This window comes from Arthrobacter sp. TJ-270 (assembly GCF_058269075.1).
Genome location: NZ_JBZCNB010000001.1, coordinates 148,633 through 164,471 on the forward strand (window position 1 = coordinate 148,633; position 15,839 = coordinate 164,471).

Sequence of the window (15,839 nt, forward strand, 5' to 3'; positions counted from 1 at the left end):
AGCGGCGCCGGTAGTGAGCCCCGTGCATCGACTGCCTACACTGGCGGGGTGACTCATTCTGCAGGCTCCTCCAGCACACTCCGCCACAAGATCACCGGTTCCCTCCTGGGCTGCGCGCTCGGTGAAGCAGCCGCAGGATCACCCGATGCTTCCACGTTCGCCGACGCCACGCAGCTCACGCTTTATACGGTTGATGGCATGACCGAGGTGCTCGAGTGGGCCAACGACGGCGTCGCGGCCGACGAGGCCGCCTGCCTCTGGCTCGCCTATCTCCGCTGGCTTGGCGCCCAGGGTGAGACGCCGCCATCGTCGGCTCCCGCTCCTCCCGCCCGCTGGATCGACAGGCAGGAGGTGCTCCACCGCCGCCGGTCACCCGACGCTGCCACCCTCCGCGCGCTCAGGAGCGGCGACATGGGCAGCCGCCAGCGCCCGCTCGAACGCGACGACGACGGTCCCGGCGCCCTGCAGCGCTCCGCGCCTTTCGGACTGGTTGCCAATGTGCCGCCCGCGATGATCGAGAAGCTTTCACTTGACGCCGCAGCTATCACCCACGGCAATCCGAGCGCGCAGATGCCCGCTGCCGTCTTCGCCGGGCTGATTCACGTGATCGTTGTGAACAACCATTCGCTGACTGAAGCGGTGAGTGCGGCGGCGGAGCATGCAGCAACGTTGAGAGCGACGCCCCTGTCCGAACAGCTGCAGGCACTGACCGCATCCTCGCCTGTCACGGGAGAGGATGCAGCGGGCGTTCTGTGTGCGGGGATCCGGCTGGTCCTTGCCACTGCGGATGACGACGGCGCTGTTTCCATGCGCGCACTGCTCGCCGCAGCGGCGGATCAGGACGGACCGGCAGCACGCGCTGTCGGTGCTGTTGCCGGTGCGATTGCCGGGGCTTTACACGGCCGCGACTCTCTCCCTCCCGCTGCATGCGAGCAGCTGGAAGGAGCCGGCGTCGTCGAGGAAGTGGCTGTTCGCTTCGCCGCGGCGATGGGCGCCTGAGAGTAGCGCTACTGGCTGGTGACGGGCCAGCGCCCGCCGGTCATCTGCAGGAATTCCGCTTCGGAGAGTACCTCGATGTTCTGTCCCCGGCTGTGCAGCTCCATTACCCGCCGGGCCTTTCCCGTCACGCGACCGCTGCGCAGGTCTGCGGCAACGAAGCCATTGCCCACCACCAGCACCGTGGTGCTTCGTGTCACCGTGCTCGCAGGCTGGGCGCCCAGCACCGCAGCACGCTGTTTCGCCTGGGGCCGCGGGATGCCCAGATCGCCGGTGAAAACGACGGTCTGTCCATACAGAGGGTGCGTCGGGTCCGCGCCCGGGTTCGGCTCCGGGTTATTCCCTTCGTCCGGCCACCCTGCCCAGCCTGAGGCAGGCCCGCGGTCCAGAGCGGTCCGGGTTGCCTTCGAAAGCTCAGACACTCCAGGCTCGTAGGCTTCCAGACGAGACAGTTTGAGGCGGTGCCCTGACACCAGTTCATCGATCGTCGCCGCTTCCGCGCGGCGTGCTATATCCACCAGAATTCCGGCGCAGGCGCGGGCGTCCTCGACGGCGTCGTGATGGTTCACCAGCGGCACGCCGGCGGCCTCCGCGACATAGGGCAGCGAGTAGGAGACAAGGAAGTAGCTGCGCCGTGACAGTAGAACCGTGCAGGCGTAGTCATACGCAGGACCCGCGCGGTTGGACACCTCCAGCGCCGAGCGGATAACCCCCATATCGAAGGCGGCGTTGTGCGCAACCACGACGTCGTTCCCGATGAAGGCGCCTATCTCCGGAAAGAGCTCACCGAAGCGTGGGTGGTGCGCCACCATGTCGGCTGTGATTCCGTGAATGGCGACGTTGCGCGAATCGAAGTGATCGTGGCCCGCGGGCGGACGCATCAGCCACTGTGCTTCCTCGACGATGCGGCCGTCACGTACCTTCGTGAGCCCTACGGCGCAGGGCGAGCCTCGAAACCCATTGGCAGTCTCGAAGTCGATCGCCGTAAACTCAATTGCCACCTGATCACGTTATCGGGTAGTAGGTCTCCAACCCCGGAACCGGCTCCGCGTGGCGGACGCTACTGCGCGCTGCAGCCCCTCGGCGCTCTACTGCGCTCCGAGAGATGGCAGGATCCGTTCCACGCCATCCACCTCCAGCGCCCAGTCCGGCCGTCGGAACAGGTCTGCCTCGAGACGCATATGCACTTGCTTAGTCACCTCACCTGGGCGGGCAACCACCTCGGACACGCCGTTCGCTTCGTAACCCAACGCGCGGGAAACCCCAAGCGAGGCGCTGTTCCATTCGGCGGCTTCTGACAGAGCAGTGGCGGCACCGAGGTGGTCGAACGCAAACAGGAGCATTGCCGCCCGCATCTCCCTGCCGATGCCGCGTCCCTGCACGGACTGTGTGAGCCAGGAACCGCTGTGGACTGTGCGCAGGACAGAGAAATCACGGGCGGAGATGTCCTGCATGCCAACCACGCACCCTTCGAAGCTCACGGCGAGATTTATGGTCCAGTGATCCCGTTCGAGGGAACAGCGCTGACGCCACTGGTGTTTGGCGGTTTCGCGGATCAGGACGTCGCGGGGAGCGTCCGTCCACGGCACGCTGAACGGCATGACTGCCGGGTCATGGATCCCGGCCAGCGCCGCATCGACGAGCTCGGGCAACTGCTCATCGCGGATGGGTGTCAGCGACAACCTCGGAGTTCGAAGCTCGAGCCCGAAGAGCGGCCACACGTCGGTGGGCAGCATCATGACGCTTCGCGCTTGCGCCGCACCTTCCGCACCTTGCTGATGACAAAGAACGCCAGCAGAAGCACGACGGCGGCAATCACCAGCTTCTGGAAGATGTCCGCATACTGCTCCACAAGGTGCCAGTTCTCGCCCAGGTAAAAGCCAGCCAATACGAAGATGGAGTTCCAGATGAGGCTCCCCGCGAGGGTCAGGCCGAGGAATGTCCAGACCGGCATTCGTTCGATGCCGGCAGGAATGGAGACCAGGCTGCGGAAGATCGGCACCATCCGCCCGAAGAACACGGCCTTGTAGCCGTGGCGGTTGAACCATGCCTCCACGCTGTCAACGTCCTCAAGATCGACCAGCGGCACCTTGCCTACCAGCCGGCGCATGCGGTTCCGGCCAAGGAGCACGCCTAGCATGTACAGCAGGTAGGCCCCCACGACGGATCCGGTTGTGGTCCAGAACAACGCCTCAAACAGGGTGAAATCTCCCCGGCTGGCGGTGAATCCTGCCAGCGGGAGGATGACCTCGCTCGGAAGGGGCGGGAAGAGATTCTCGAGAGCGATGGCAAGGCCCGCGCCGGGCGCGCCGATCGTCTCCATCATGGTGACCGCCCAGTCGGCGACACCTCCGAGGGTGGATTCATTCCCGATCTGCAGCGGCAGGTAGCTCACGAAAGTCCTCATATCCCGATCAAGTTTGCCCTATCGAACTGTGCACGCTGGAACGGCAGTTGAAACGCCGGCCCAGGACGATACGGTCAGCGCAGGACCTCGATGATCGACGGCAGCAATGCGGCAAATGCCTTGGCCCGGTGGCTGATGGCGTTTTTCTCTTCGGGGGTCAGTTCGGCACAGCTGCGGTTCAGGCCGTCAGGCTGGAGCGCCGGATCATATCCGAAACCGCCGTCTCCGCGCGGCTCGTTGAGCAACGTTCCCCCCAGTTCGCCCCGGGTCACGACGTCGGCACCGTCAGGAACTGCCAACGCTGCGGCGCACACGAACCTGGCCGCCCGCCGATCCGCCGGAATGTCGGCGAGCTGGCTGAGCAGCAGGTGCAGGTTCGCGGCATCATCACCGTGCCTCCCGGCCCACCGGGCCGAGAAGATGCCGGGAGCTCCCCCGAGCACGTCGACGGCAAGGCCGGAGTCATCGGCCACCGCGGGGATGCCCGTGGCTTCCGCAACTGCGCGTGCTTTGAGGAGCGCGTTTTCCTCAAAGGTTGTCCCGCTCTCCACCACGTCGGGAGCACCCGCCGTGACGGCATCGATCACCTGGGTGTCGACGTCGAGCCCGGGAACCCGGTCCCGCAGCAGGGCGCGGAGTTCACGCAGCTTGCCCGCATTGCGGGTTGCGAGAACCAGCCGTGCCGGTGCAGACCCGGCGTGCTCAGGCACCGGCGGCTTCCCCGAGCGTCTCGCGCTGGATCTGTGCGAGTTGTGACGTTCCCAGCAGGGCGAGGTCAAGCAGGGCGTCCAGTTCGTCCCGGTCGAACGGAGCGCCCTCGGCGGTCCCCTGAACCTCGACGAAGCTTCCGCTTCCCGTCACGACGACGTTCATGTCAGTTTCCGCGCGGACGTCTTCGACGTAGGGCAGGTCCAGCATCGGCACACCATCGATGATGCCGACGCTCACCGCGGCGACCGTATCGGTCAATGGACGGGAGGACTGCGGAATGATCCCGTGTTCCTTGGCGTACCGGATCGCCTCGGCGAGCGCCACATACGCGCCGGTGATCGCGGCGGTACGGGTGCCGCCGTCGGCCTGCAGTACGTCGCAGTCCAGGACGATGGTGTTCTCCCCCAGCGCACGGGTATCAATGATCGATCGGAGGGACCGGCCGATCAGGCGTGAGATTTCGTGGGTACGCCCACCGATTCGGCCCTTCACCGACTCACGGTCTGAGCGGGTGTTGGTGGCACGGGGAAGCATGGCGTACTCGGCCGTCACCCAGCCCTTGCCCTCGCCCTTCAGCCACCGGGGAACACCGGTGGTCAGCGAAGCAGTGCACAGCACCCGCGTGTTGCCGAACTCGATCAGCGCGGACCCTTCGGCCTGGTTGGACCAGCCGCGCGTGATACTGATGTTTCTGAGCTGGTCCGGCGCCCTGCCGTCTGCCCGGACAACTCCATTTTCGGAAGCGGATGGAGACGTGGATGCAGAAACGGACCCGGGAGAGGAAGGGGAAGTCATGGGTCCAGTCTGCCAGAGGCGGTTCTGTGTGAGCGATTTACGCGGGTGCGGACCGGTCCCGCCGTCATACCGAGTAGGAGACCCCGGCAACGGCGACTGCGACGTCCCCCGAGTAGCTGCTCCGCGCCTCTTCCATGGTCCGGACGGCGTCATTCCAGACAGGGAGGTGGGTAAGCAGCAACCGCCGCGACGCGGCGGCGGATGCGACGTCGCCGGCCCGTTTCCCCGTCAGGTGGACGCCGCGGACGGCGTCGTCCCTGCCTTCGTGGAAAGCGGCTTCGCAGAGGAAAATACTTGAATCGGCTGCCGCCTCGATGAGACCGTCGCACGCGTCAGTGTCGCCCGAGTAGGTTAAGACCCGTTTTCCGCCCGGAACGCCGGGGTCGGCCACTTCGACGCGCAGCGCGTATGCCTCCTCGACCGGATGAAGGACGGGATAGGGCGTAATGCTGAAGGGCCCTACCTGCACGGCCGTCCGCGGTGACCAGGCGTGGAACTCGAAGTCCTCGTGCATCCCGGGTTCCAGGTCCAGCCCGTAGGCGGTGGCCATCCGGTCTGCAGTGCCGGCGGGCCCCCACACGGGGATCCGCGGCTGGTTCCAGCCCTCCGGGTCCCAGTGGACTGCCACGTGTAAGCCGCACAGGTCCATGCAGTGATCGGGATGCAGGTGGGTCAGCAGGACGGCATCAATGTCCCGCAGGTCCATGTAGCGCTGCAGCGCGCCCAGCGACCCATTGCCGAGGTCAAGCAGGATCCGCCATGTCTTGCCGTCCTCCTGCACCGTGACGAGGTAGCAGGAGGCAGGCGAATGCGGGCCGGGGAAAGATCCACTGCATCCGACGATGGTCAGCTTCATACGCGGCGGCTCCCGCCGGCATCTGCGCGGGCGGTGGCAATCATCTCCGGAGTGATGCGGGCCATGCTCCCCGTCGGGTATTGGGCCGATACATGGTCAACGTGTTGCACGCTGAGGACTTCCGGACCAAGAAAGCGCCGTGCAAGCTCCTCGAATCGCGCTGCATTCCCGGTGGCGACGAAGTGATGTTGGGGCTGGCCGGAGCCGGTGCGCAGGAGGTTATGGGACACGAGTGCGCGGTAGACGTCCTTGGCAGTTTCCTCCGCACTGGAGACAAGCGTTACGGAATCGCCCATGACGTACGAAATCACCCCCGTCAGGAGCGGATAGTGGGTGCATCCGAGAACCAGCGTGTCGACGTCGGCCTCCTGCAGCGGCCGCAGGTAGCGGGCTGCTGTTTCCAGAACCTCGGAACCTGCAGTGACGCCGGCTTCCACGTAGTCAACGAAATCCGGACAGGCCGCGGAGAAAATCTCCAGGTGCGGGGCCGCGGCGAATGTGTCCTCGTAGGCGCGGGAGCCGACGGTGGCACTGGTTCCAATGACACCCACCCGGCCGGTGCGCGTGGAGGCCACGGCGCGCCGGACTGCCGGCTGGATCACCTCGATGACCGGAATCCCATACCGGGCGGTGTAGCGCTCGCGGGCATCCCGCAGCACGGCAGCGGACGCCGAGTTGCAGGCGATGACCAGCAGTTTAACGCCGGAATCGACCAGTTCGTCCATAACGCCGAGCGCGTACGCCCTCACCTCGGCGATGGGGAGCGGGCCGTAGGGGGCGTGGGCGGTATCTCCGACGTAGAGCACCGATTCGCGGGGTAGCTGGTCGATGACTGCCCGGGCGACGGTGAGACCTCCGACGCCTGAGTCGAAGATGCCGATGGGTGCTTCGGTGGACCTCAGTGCGGCCATCTCGGCAGCCTCAGAGTCGGCAGGGTCAGAACTCATGATCTTTTGAGAATAGGACGCACCGCTCCGGTTGGCGAAGAGATGGGGCGTGTCCTTAATCACAGTGTTTCCCCGCCGGCGGGGCACGCGACCGTCACCGGGCGGTCATTCGGCGGGCTCTACAGTCGCAAGTAGAGCCTGCATCAGCCCCTCCTGCACCCAGGTGACGAAGTTGTAGACCAGGGCGAGATAGGACTCAAGATCATCCGCGTCCTCAAGGTTCGCAATCTCGTGCAGCCGCGCGGCGTCGTCGTCGGTTTCGATCTCCAGGCGGTCAGCCAGAACCAACCGCACGTCATTGAGCGCGCGGGCCAACACCTGCGCCTGGTCCGGGTTCATAACCACCTGGGTGTTCTCAAGCAACAACGCCGCCCCGCGCAGGACACTGACCTTCTCTTCCCGCAGCGAACGCTCGGTAAGGCGGCGGAATTCGAGCGCGCCGTCGTCGTCGTTCTTCACAGCGTCCGGCAGCAGGCGGATCACCGCGCTGTCCTCAGGCTTCACGGCTTCCATATCGAGGCCTATCAATGCCACCAGGGGATCCTCGTTCTCCCGCTTTTCCGGTTCGAGCAACTGCACGACGTCGGCGAACAGCCGTCGCAGCAACTTCAACTCGCCCGGTTCGAAGTCACCGGTGATACCCCGCCGCGTTCTCCTGAATGCCCTGGCCACTGCCACTCCCTATGCGTCCGCTGTCTGGAAAGTAGCCCACAGGCCGTACGAGTGCATTGCAACGGTGTCCCGCTCCGCCTGTTCCCGGGAACCGGTGGAGACAACCGACCTGCCCAGCTCATGAACCTCAAGCATGAGGGTGCGAGCTTTAGCCTCGCTGTAGCCGAAGTAGGTCTGGAAGACGTACGTCACATAGCTCATCAGGTTGACCGGGTCATTCCACACGATCACAACCCACGGCACATCGGTACTGGTCAGCGAGTCTTCTTCCGTCGCCTCAGTCTGGTGGGTTTCGGGAACAACGCCAACACTCATGGTCCCCATTGTAGGTTGGCGGGCGGATGCCACTGCGCGACCCCCGGCGCGGGCCCTTCTGCACACCCTGCCGGTACTCACACAGCAAACGCGGGGCTAGAGTTTTGGTGTGAGCCCCCATAAAACCTGGCAGCACCCCAATTCCGCGCTCTACACGGACCACTATGAGCTGACCATGCTGCAGGCTTCCCTTCATTCGGGAGCCGCGCACCGTAAGTCCGTGTTCGAGGTCTTCACCCGGCGCCTGCCGGAGGGGCGCCGCTACGGCATCGTGGCGGGAACCGGGCGCCTGCTTGAGGGCCTGAAGCATTTCCGCTTCGAGCAACCGCAGCTGGACGCGCTGTCAGCGGCTGGGGTTGTTGATGACGCCACGCTCGGCTGGCTCGCGGACTTCCGCTTCACCGGCAGCATCTGGGGGTACGCCGAGGGCGAAGCCTACTTCCCCTCCTCCCCCATCCTCATCGTGGAGGGCTCGTTCGCGGAGGCGTGCATCCTCGAGACGTACCTGCTCTCCGTCCTGAACCATGACAGCGCCATAGCCTCCGCAGCATCCCGCATGACAGGGGCTGCCGGAACCCGCCCGTGTATCGAGATGGGTTCCCGGCGGACGCAGGAGGAATCAGCCGTGGCGTCCGCGCGTGCAGCCATCATCGGCGGCTTCGCCAGCACCTCCAACCTCGAGGCAGGACGCCGCTACGGCCTGCGGACCGTCGGCACGGCAGCGCATTCCTTCACGCTACTCCACGATTCCGAGCCCGAGGCCTTCGTCGCGCAGGTCGCCGCCCTCGGGAAGGGCACTTCGCTCCTTGTCGATACCTACGATGTCGAGCAGGGCGTCCGCAACGCTGTCGCCGCCGGAGGGCCGGATCTAGGAGCGGTGCGCCTTGACTCCGGCGACCTCGTTGAACAGGCCCGCTGGGTCCGGCAGCTGCTCGACGACCTGGGCAACCACCAGACGCGCATTGTGGTCACCTCCGACCTTGATGAGTACGCCATCGGCCTGCTCGCGTCCGCTCCGGTGGACTCCTACGGCGTCGGCACCTCCCTCGTCACGGGCTCAGGAGCGCCCACCGCCGGCATGGTTTACAAACTGGTCAGCCGGACGGACGACGACGGCACTTTCGTCTCGGTGGCGAAGGTCGCCAAGAACAAGGCCTCCGTGGGAGGCCGCAAATACGCGCTGCGACGCCTCAACGAGTCCGGCACGGCGGTCGCCGAAGTGGTCGGGATCGGCAATAATCCGTACGACGACGGCAACGACCGTCCGCTGCTGCAGCAGTTCGTGGCAGACGGCGAGGTGCTGCCCGGGTGGACCGGCCGGGAGGGCGTACAGCGCGCCGTCGAACGCCACCGGGTGTCCATGGCGGAGCTGCCAAGCTCCGTAATGCGGCTCCAACGAGGGGAGCCCGCTATACCCACCGAGTACGAGGAGTCCGCATGACACGCGCACTTATTATCGTCGACGTACAGAACGATTTTTGCGAGGGCGGATCCCTGGCGGTCGCCGGCGGTGCCGGTGTGGCTCAGGATCTCAGCGATTACATAGACGCCCAGGGCGACCACTACGACTACATCGTCGCCACCCAGGACTGGCATATCGACCCGGGTTCCCACTTCTCCGACCAGCCGGATTTTGTGGATTCGTGGCCGGTGCACTGTGTGGCGGACCAGCCCGGCGCCCAGTTCCACCCGAATCTGGACACCGAGGGGCTCGACGCCGTCTTTCGGAAGGGGCAGTACGAGGCGGCGTATTCCGGCTTCGAGGGCGTTCTTGCCCCCGAGGACCAGGTGCCCACCGGTGACCAGAAACTGGGCGCGGCCGTTGCGGTCACAGCCGACGATGCCGTCTCGCTCGACGACTGGCTGCGCGACCACGAGGTGGATGAAGTGGCGGTCACCGGCCTGGCGGCCGACTACTGCGTGCGGGCCACGGCCCTGGATGCGGTGGGCGCCGGATACACCACGCGGCTCCTCGTCGACTACATCCGTCCCGTTCACCCCGAACGCCTCAGTGAAGTTCTCGCCGAACTGGAAGACGCCGGCGTCGAACTCATCGACTGACCCGCACTCGGCCGCGGACGTAGCGGAAGGGGCGGGTCAGGTGCGCCCGATGAACCAGTCCTGGAGCTTTTTCAGCCGCCGCCGGAGCTGCTCCTCGTTCGCCTGTGCCACGGCCGGACCGCCGCACGCCTTGCGCAGCTCGGTGTGTACGACACCGTGCGGCATCCCGGAACGGGCAGACCAAGCCGATACGTTCTTGGCGAGCTGTCCACGCAGTTCCGTGAGCTGGCGGTGATCAACCACCTCAGGAGCCACCGGTTCATGTGCGGCAACCGGGCGCCGTCGTCGTGATTGCTGCTCCTGCTGGCGCTGCCGCAGCAGAGCGCCCACCTGATCGGCATCAAGCAGACCGGGGATTCCAAGGAAGTCCAGCTCCTCCTCGCTGCCCATTTCGCCGCCCGTGCCGAACTCACCGCCGTCGAACAGCACGCGGTCAAAGGAGGCCTGGGACTCGAGCGCCTCGAACTTCTGCTTCATCAGCTCACCGGAGGCCTTCTCCTCACGGTTCGCGGCCTCCATCAGCGCTTCTTCGGGCGCGAAGCCGTCCTCGTTGTTCTCCGGCCGGTCGAGCGCGTGGTCCCGCTCCACTTCCAGCTGGTTTGCCAGCGCCATGAGGTTCGGTACCGAAGGCAGGAAGACCGACGCCGTCTCCCCCCGCCGTCGTGCACGCACAAACCGTCCTACGGCCTGCGCGAAGAACAGCGGCGTGGCAGTTGATGTGGCATACACGCCAACTGCCAGGCGCGGAACGTCCACGCCCTCGGACACCATGCGGACGGCGACCATCCAGCGCGCCTCGCCCGCGGAGAATTCCTCGATCTTTCCCGATGCCTTGGCGTCATCGGACAGGATGACCGTGGGTGATTCACCCGTGATCTTCTTCAGCTGCCCTGCATAGGCCCGTGCATCCTCGTGGTCGGTGGCGATCACCAGGCCGCCCGCGTCCGGGACTGCGCGCCGGACCTCGGTGAGGCGCCGGTCGGCCGCCGCAAGTACTGCCGGAATCCATTCGCCGTTCGGGTTCAGGGCGGTCCGCCACGCCTGCGCGGTGATGTCCTTGGTGACGGCCGCCTCGCCGAGGGAAGCCGCCATCTCCTCCCCCGCGCTTGTCCGCCAGCGCATCTGGCCGGAGTAGGCCATGAACATCACCGGACGGACTACGTGGTCCCGGAGTGCTTCGCCGTAACCGTAGGTGTAATCCGAGCGCGAACGCCGGATGCCGTCTGCATCTTCCACGTACTCAACGAACGGGATGGCTGCCGTGTCAGAGCGGAACGGGGTTCCGGTGAGGGCGAGCCGGCGGGTTGCGGGTTCGAAGGCTTCGCGGATGCCATCGCCCCAGGACAGTGCATCACCGCCGTGGTGGATCTCGTCGAGGATCACCAGTGTCTTTGCTGCTTCGGTCTTCGCCCGGTGCAGCATCGGTTTGCTGGCCACCTGCGCGTAGGTCACGGCGACGCCGATGAAGCCCTCGCCGTGACGACCGTCGGCATTGCGGAAGTTCGGATCAATCGACAGCCCGACCTTGGCGGCGGCGTCGGACCACTGTCGCTTGAGGTGGTCCGTAGGAGCAACGACGACGATGCGGTTGACGATCCGCCGGTCCACCAGTTCCGTAGCGACCCGCAGCGCGAAGGTGGTCTTACCGGCACCAGGCGTTGCTACCGCCAGGAAATCCTGGGGAGAGTTGGCGAAGTACTTCGCGAGCGCCTCTTCCTGCCACTGCCGAAGCTTGGGTGCGGTACCCCAGGCGGCTCGTTCCGGGTACGCGGGAGGAAGAGCCGGACCGGCGCCGAACAGTGCATTGTTGCTCACTCTTGGGACGGCACCTTTCGTGTGTCGGTCGTTGCTGGGAGGGCTTCCCGGTCACCCCGGGCAGCCCTCAACCCGGCCACTATACCGACTACCGCGAAGACGCACAGAGCCAGCCAGATTGCAACAAAGACGGGTACCTGCCCGGGTGCATCCGGGTCCCGCAGGAGGGCGAACAGGCCACCGGCACCGGCGGTTCCGATGACCCCGCCGAGCTGGTCCGAGAGTTGCAGCGCGGCCGAATTGCGGCCCTGCTCGCTCGGGGGTGACAACTTGAGGACGAGCACCGACGTGCTGGAGAGGGTCAGTCCCATGGCGAAGCCGGCAGCACTCCACACGAGCACGAGAACCCAGAATGGAACCTCAGCCGCTGCGGCGAGGGCGAGGCCACCGATGCATAGGGCCAACAGGGATGAGCCGATGACCAGCAGCCATTGACGGCGGAAGCTCACCCGGGCCTGGACGAATGAACCTGCGCTCCAACCGATCGCGGCAGCACTCAGGGCGAGGCCCGCTGTTGATGCGCTCAGACCGCGGGCGGAGACCAGCATCAGGGGCACGAAGGCTTCCGCACCGAAGAAAGCGACCGTCAGAAGGCCGCGAGTGGCAATGACGCTGGGGAGCCCCGGCGCCAGGCGCACTGTCCCGGGAGGCAGAAGCCGGGGGAAGGCGACAGCAGCGGCAGCAAACCCGGCCACTCCGAACGCCACCAGGAGCCAGGCCCGTACCGGGTCGGCAAAACCGCCCGCCGCGATTTGCGTTAGAGCGAACTGGGCTGCGAAGACGCCAGCCGCCAGCAGTACGCCGGTCGCTGCGTTCCTGCGCGCCGCCGCGTCGAGCGGCTCACGCGCACCGGAAACCTTCAGGCCCCGTGTACGCGGCCAGACCAGCAGGAACGCCGCAACAACCACGGGAGCTACGCCCAGGAAGACCCAGCGCCAGCTCGCCTGTTCGGCCAGCACGCCGGAAACGTACGGCCCGATCAGCGAGGGCACCACCCATGCGGCGGCAAGCCAGCCGAACACCACGGGCTGCATACGCTGGGGGTACGCCCTCGCTATGATCACGTAGACGGCGACAATCATGAAACCGCCACCGAGTCCGGACACAGCGCGTCCGGATGTCATGATCCAGAAGGCCGGAGCGCTTCCGGATACCGCGAGGCCGGCAACCATGAGACCCAGGCCGGCGGCAAGTGCGGGGCGCGGTCCACGCCGATCGCACCAGATCCCGCCGAGAACGCTGCCGAGCAGCGAAGCGGTCAGGTACATGGAGAAAGCCAAGCCATAACTGGATACACCGTCCAGTTCCGCTGCCACCGACGGCATCGCCGTCACCACCGCCATGGCCTCGAAGGCGGCGCAGGTGATGATGGCGATGACCCCGACCGTCAGCGGCCGCAGAGAGGACATCTCCCCGCCACGCAAAGCCTCTGGTTGTGACATGGCTTCCTCACGAACATGCGAACGTCCGCCAGGCCGGGCCCGGCGGACGTGCCAATCAACTTTCCTAGGACTTGTCCCCGGGACGCATGGAGTTGTAGATTTCCTTGCACGTTGGGCAGACTGGGAATTTCTCCGGATCCCTGCCGGGCGTCCAGACCTTGCCGCACAGAGCGATTACAGGCTCTCCGGACAGCGCCGACTCCATGATCTTCTCTTTGCGCACGTAGTGGGCGAACCGATCCCTGTCACCGGGCTCGATCTCCTCGCGCAGTTCCTCGCGCTCGATCGTAGCCGTGGATGTGCCGGAATCGCCGGGTGCTCCGTGGGGGCTGTCATCAAATGGGTCTGCTGGCGTGCTCATTGCTCCATCCTACTGCCGATGCTGTGTGCGGTCAGGGGCTCACTTATTGACGCTGACTGCCTGCAGCAGTTCGGGGCCGCGCTTGTCATACCAGGCGCCACCGAGGCGAATACCACCAATGAGAACCGCGCCGCCGAGCACCACCCCCGCGAGGAGCGTCAACCAGCCGAACATGGCGCTGCCAGTAAGGAGGTACGCAATTGCCAGCGCGATCTCCGGCAGCAGAAGCACCAGCAGGACCACCCAGACAAGGAACTGGATGGCGAGCATCGAAAACCCCGTTCCGGGTGGTGTCTTGAACGGACTTTCGCCGGGAAGCGGAACATTGTAGGTGTAGCGCGCGGAGAGGACACTTGAAAATCCCGCTCCCGACAGGAGCGCACCGAGAGTCAGCCCGAGCATCATGGGGAGATCTGCCAGCGAGCCGCTCATCCAGAGCGGGACGATGGTGAAAATCAGCACCACGGGCACTGCGAAGACCATCAGGGCGATCGTTCTGCCCGCGCGATCCGCCCTGCCGCTCACCCCAGCCGAGAGGTGAAGCCAGAAGGCGGTGTTGTCGTAGGAGATGTCCGCCGAGATGGACCAGGCGAGCAGGAAGGCCGTGATTGGACCGAGGTAGTTCAGCAGGAACAGGTCTCCGGACTCCCCGTTGATGAACCAGAGCAGAATCGGCAGCAGCGGCACCACAATGATTGATGCGGCATACCGCGGGTCCCGCATCCAGTAGGTAAGGGCGCGTGCGGCGACCGCGCCCGTGGGCGTTGCCGGGAAACGAGCGAAGAGGCCCAGCCGGCCCGCACCCTTACGGGTCACTGCGTTATACGGCGGCGTGACCAGGGCATGGCTAAGGCTCCTGTGCCAGAGGTAGACCAATCCCGCGATGGCGCCCAGACCGATAGCAAAACGTGCCAGAGCAGTAAGCACCTCACCCGCGGCAAGGTCCGCAGGGATGGCAACGAAGACGCCGAGGGGCGTCCACGCCATCACATTCGCCAGTTCCCCTGCGAACTGGGGTGAGTTCTGGAACCCTGCGGTGATGCCGGCAAATATCGGACCGAGAAGAATAAGTGGGATGATCGCGATCGTCGAACTGAGATCCTTGAACCGCCGCGAAGAGGCGAGAGCTGTGCCCGCCGTCGTAATCAAACGGGAACCCACGATGCACAGCAGGACAATACAGACCGCGCACACGATCGCTGCGAGCGCCGCAGCAGGGTAACGAATCCAGGTCAGGGCCAGGGTAAGGAACGCGATCAGCGTGACGACCCCTGGGATACCGATGACACCGCCAAGAGCGAGCCCGGTCATAAGCTGATGCATCGGTACGGCGAACGTGACAAACCGGGCAGGATCCAGCGTCATGTCGACGCCCGCGGCAACAAGAGGGATGACCAGCCAGCCAAGTACAGCAGCAGATCCGCCCAGCACCACAACGGTCCGGATCAGTTCGAGGTCCAGGGCGCCCAGACCGATCAGGCCCGCGACGATCAATCCGAGCAGGCCCAGGCCGTACAGACCGCCGAGGATCACCCCGACAAGCTGCCAGGTGCTGCGGCGGAGCGAGTTGCGCAGAAGCAGGAGTTTTAGCTTCAGGAGGTGCGCAACCATGACAGCCCCTCTGCGGTGTTCCTGCCCCCGACAAGCTCCACGAACCGGTCTTCAAGGCTCGCGTCGCCACGCACTGCGTCGACCGTGCCCGCAGCCAACACAGTACCTGCCGCGATGACGGCGACGTGGTCACACATACGCTGGACCAGGTCCATGACATGGCTCGACACGATCACGGTCCCGCCGGAACGTACATAGGTGGCGAGGATATCGCGGATATTGGCCGCCGACACCGGGTCAACCGACTCGAACGGCTCATCCAGGACCAGCAGCCGGGGCGCGTGAACTAGTGCGGATGCGAGGGCGATCTTCTTCGTCATGCCGGCTGAGTAGTCCACCACGAGGGTTCCGGCGTCCTCCGCCAGATCGAGCGCCCGCAGCAGGTCCGCGACCCTCGTTGCAACCTCGTCCCGGTCCATTCCGCGAAGCAGGCCGGCGTAGGTCACCAGCTGTTCACCGGTCAACCGGTCGAAGAGCCGGACACCATCCGGCAGTATCCCCATCAGCCGTTTGGCCTCGAGCGGATTCTGCCACACACCCACGCCATGCACCCACGCCCCGCCATGATCCGGACGCAGCAGTCCCGTGGCCATGGAGAGCGTTGTGGTCTTGCCCGCACCGTTCGGCCCGACCAGCCCGTAGAACGACCCGGCCGGAACATCGAGGTCGATGCCATTGACCGCGACCTTGTCGCCGAAGCGCTTCGCCAGCCCGCGCAGCGCCAGTGCGGGCCGGCCGTCCGCCTGTGCGTCGACCGGTTGCTCATGCGGTTCCGGGACAGGCGGGAGCGAGGGGAATGGCGGGGAGGTCATGCGTCAACGCTAACAACGGCGCTGGCCGCATTCGTCAT

The 15,839-nt window shown here is 65.5% G+C and carries 17 protein-coding genes; 3 read left to right on the plus strand and 14 right to left on the minus strand.

Annotation, left to right across the window (positions count from 1 at the left end; all coding sequences use genetic code 11):
• The first annotated feature begins 48 nt into the window (after positions 1–48).
• Entirely contained in the window at positions 49–999 is a 951-nt protein-coding gene (locus tag AC4D2M_RS00700; protein WP_490889115.1) for an ADP-ribosylglycohydrolase family protein, read from the plus strand.
• An 8-nt stretch (positions 1,000–1,007) separates the two neighbouring features.
• Here AC4D2M_RS00700 and AC4D2M_RS00705 read toward each other — a convergent pair whose 3' ends face one another.
• The 9 genes from AC4D2M_RS00705 to clpS all read right to left on the minus strand — a co-directional run bounded on the left by AC4D2M_RS00705 (position 1,008) and on the right by clpS (position 7,699).
• On the minus strand, positions 1,008–1,997 hold the full coding sequence (locus AC4D2M_RS00705; protein WP_490889117.1) for a 3'-5' exonuclease: 990 nt from the start codon (positions 1,995–1,997) through the stop codon (positions 1,008–1,010).
• Positions 1,998–2,084: 87 nt separating this feature from the next.
• Complete coding sequence (locus AC4D2M_RS00710; protein WP_490889119.1) at positions 2,085–2,735, minus strand: GNAT family N-acetyltransferase; 651 nt, start codon at positions 2,733–2,735, stop codon at positions 2,085–2,087.
• On the minus strand, positions 2,732–3,391 hold the full coding sequence (locus tag AC4D2M_RS00715) for a DedA family protein (RefSeq protein ID WP_490889121.1): 660 nt from the start codon (positions 3,389–3,391) through the stop codon (positions 2,732–2,734). Before AC4D2M_RS00715 ends, AC4D2M_RS00710 begins: the two co-directional genes overlap by 4 nt.
• An 86-nt stretch (positions 3,392–3,477) precedes the next feature.
• A complete protein-coding gene (gene rdgB / locus AC4D2M_RS00720; RefSeq protein WP_490889123.1) occupies positions 3,478–4,113 on the minus strand; it encodes an RdgB/HAM1 family non-canonical purine NTP pyrophosphatase in 636 nt (211 codons plus the stop codon).
• Positions 4,106–4,909, minus strand: a complete 804-nt coding sequence (gene rph, locus AC4D2M_RS00725) for a ribonuclease PH (RefSeq protein ID WP_490889124.1) — start codon at positions 4,907–4,909, stop codon at positions 4,106–4,108. The genes rdgB and rph overlap by 8 nt, the downstream gene beginning before the upstream one ends.
• Before the next feature lie 64 nt (positions 4,910–4,973).
• Positions 4,974–5,765, minus strand: coding sequence for an MBL fold metallo-hydrolase (locus tag AC4D2M_RS00730; protein ID WP_490889126.1), 792 nt, complete (start codon positions 5,763–5,765; stop codon positions 4,974–4,976).
• On the minus strand, positions 5,762–6,712 hold the full coding sequence (gene murI, locus AC4D2M_RS00735; RefSeq protein ID WP_490889128.1) for a glutamate racemase: 951 nt from the start codon (positions 6,710–6,712) through the stop codon (positions 5,762–5,764). Before murI ends, AC4D2M_RS00730 begins: the two co-directional genes overlap by 4 nt.
• 105 nt (positions 6,713–6,817) lie before the next feature.
• Complete coding sequence (locus tag AC4D2M_RS00740; protein ID WP_490889130.1) at positions 6,818–7,384, minus strand: DUF2017 domain-containing protein; 567 nt, start codon at positions 7,382–7,384, stop codon at positions 6,818–6,820.
• A gap of 9 nt (positions 7,385–7,393) precedes the next feature.
• A complete protein-coding gene (clpS, locus tag AC4D2M_RS00745) occupies positions 7,394–7,699 on the minus strand; it encodes an ATP-dependent Clp protease adapter ClpS (RefSeq protein ID WP_490889132.1) in 306 nt (101 codons plus the stop codon).
• 109 nt (positions 7,700–7,808) lie between these two features.
• Here clpS and AC4D2M_RS00750 point away from each other — a divergent pair, with 109 nt between their 5' ends.
• Both AC4D2M_RS00750 and AC4D2M_RS00755 read left to right on the plus strand, forming a co-directional pair.
• Positions 7,809–9,140 carry a nicotinate phosphoribosyltransferase gene (locus AC4D2M_RS00750; RefSeq protein WP_490889134.1) on the plus strand — a complete coding sequence of 444 codons (1,332 nt, stop codon included), beginning with the start codon at positions 7,809–7,811 and terminating at the stop codon, positions 9,138–9,140.
• The gene (locus AC4D2M_RS00755; protein WP_490889135.1) at positions 9,137–9,760 is read left to right on the plus strand and encodes an isochorismatase family protein; all 624 of its coding nucleotides are present in this window, start codon (positions 9,137–9,139) and stop codon (positions 9,758–9,760) included. The genes AC4D2M_RS00750 and AC4D2M_RS00755 overlap by 4 nt, the downstream gene beginning before the upstream one ends.
• A 36-nt stretch (positions 9,761–9,796) precedes the next feature.
• On the opposite strand, the gene AC4D2M_RS00760 is transcribed toward AC4D2M_RS00755, so the two are convergent.
• The 5 genes from AC4D2M_RS00760 to AC4D2M_RS00780 all read right to left on the minus strand — a co-directional run bounded on the left by AC4D2M_RS00760 (position 9,797) and on the right by AC4D2M_RS00780 (position 15,801).
• A complete protein-coding gene (locus AC4D2M_RS00760) occupies positions 9,797–11,575 on the minus strand; it encodes a DEAD/DEAH box helicase (protein ID WP_490889136.1) in 1,779 nt (592 codons plus the stop codon).
• Positions 11,572–13,017 (minus strand): MFS transporter, encoded by a 1,446-nt coding sequence (locus AC4D2M_RS00765; protein WP_490889138.1) that lies wholly within the window; start codon positions 13,015–13,017, stop codon positions 11,572–11,574. Before AC4D2M_RS00765 ends, AC4D2M_RS00760 begins: the two co-directional genes overlap by 4 nt.
• Positions 13,018–13,081: 64 nt before the next feature.
• Positions 13,082–13,378 carry a DUF3039 domain-containing protein gene (locus AC4D2M_RS00770; RefSeq protein WP_490889139.1) on the minus strand — a complete coding sequence of 99 codons (297 nt, stop codon included), beginning with the start codon at positions 13,376–13,378 and terminating at the stop codon, positions 13,082–13,084.
• A gap of 39 nt (positions 13,379–13,417) precedes the next feature.
• The gene (locus AC4D2M_RS00775; RefSeq protein ID WP_490889140.1) at positions 13,418–14,989 is read right to left on the minus strand and encodes an ABC transporter permease family protein; all 1,572 of its coding nucleotides are present in this window, start codon (positions 14,987–14,989) and stop codon (positions 13,418–13,420) included.
• Positions 14,971–15,801 (minus strand): ABC transporter ATP-binding protein, encoded by an 831-nt coding sequence (locus AC4D2M_RS00780; protein ID WP_490889141.1) that lies wholly within the window; start codon positions 15,799–15,801, stop codon positions 14,971–14,973. Before AC4D2M_RS00780 ends, AC4D2M_RS00775 begins: the two co-directional genes overlap by 19 nt.
• Between the last annotated feature and the right edge of the window lie 38 nt (positions 15,802–15,839).

Coding starts and splice junctions, on each gene's coding strand:
- AC4D2M_RS00710 (WP_490889119.1), bottom strand. CDS start 2,735: ATGATGCTGCCCACCGACGTGTGGCCGCTCTTCGGGCTCGAGCTTCGA.
- rph (WP_490889124.1), bottom strand. CDS start 4,909: ATGACTTCCCCTTCCTCTCCCGGGTCCGTTTCTGCATCCACGTCTCCA.
- AC4D2M_RS00730 (WP_490889126.1), bottom strand. CDS start 5,765: ATGAAGCTGACCATCGTCGGATGCAGTGGATCTTTCCCCGGCCCGCAT.
- murI (WP_490889128.1), bottom strand. CDS start 6,712: ATGAGTTCTGACCCTGCCGACTCTGAGGCTGCCGAGATGGCCGCACTG.
- clpS (WP_490889132.1), bottom strand. CDS start 7,699: ATGAGTGTTGGCGTTGTTCCCGAAACCCACCAGACTGAGGCGACGGAA.
- AC4D2M_RS00755 (WP_490889135.1), top strand. CDS start 9,137: ATGACACGCGCACTTATTATCGTCGACGTACAGAACGATTTTTGCGAG.
- AC4D2M_RS00765 (WP_490889138.1), bottom strand. CDS start 13,017: ATGTCACAACCAGAGGCTTTGCGTGGCGGGGAGATGTCCTCTCTGCGG.
- AC4D2M_RS00770 (WP_490889139.1), bottom strand. CDS start 13,378: ATGAGCACGCCAGCAGACCCATTTGATGACAGCCCCCACGGAGCACCC.
- AC4D2M_RS00775 (WP_490889140.1), bottom strand. CDS start 14,989: ATGGTTGCGCACCTCCTGAAGCTAAAACTCCTGCTTCTGCGCAACTCG.
- AC4D2M_RS00780 (WP_490889141.1), bottom strand. CDS start 15,801: ATGACCTCCCCGCCATTCCCCTCGCTCCCGCCTGTCCCGGAACCGCAT.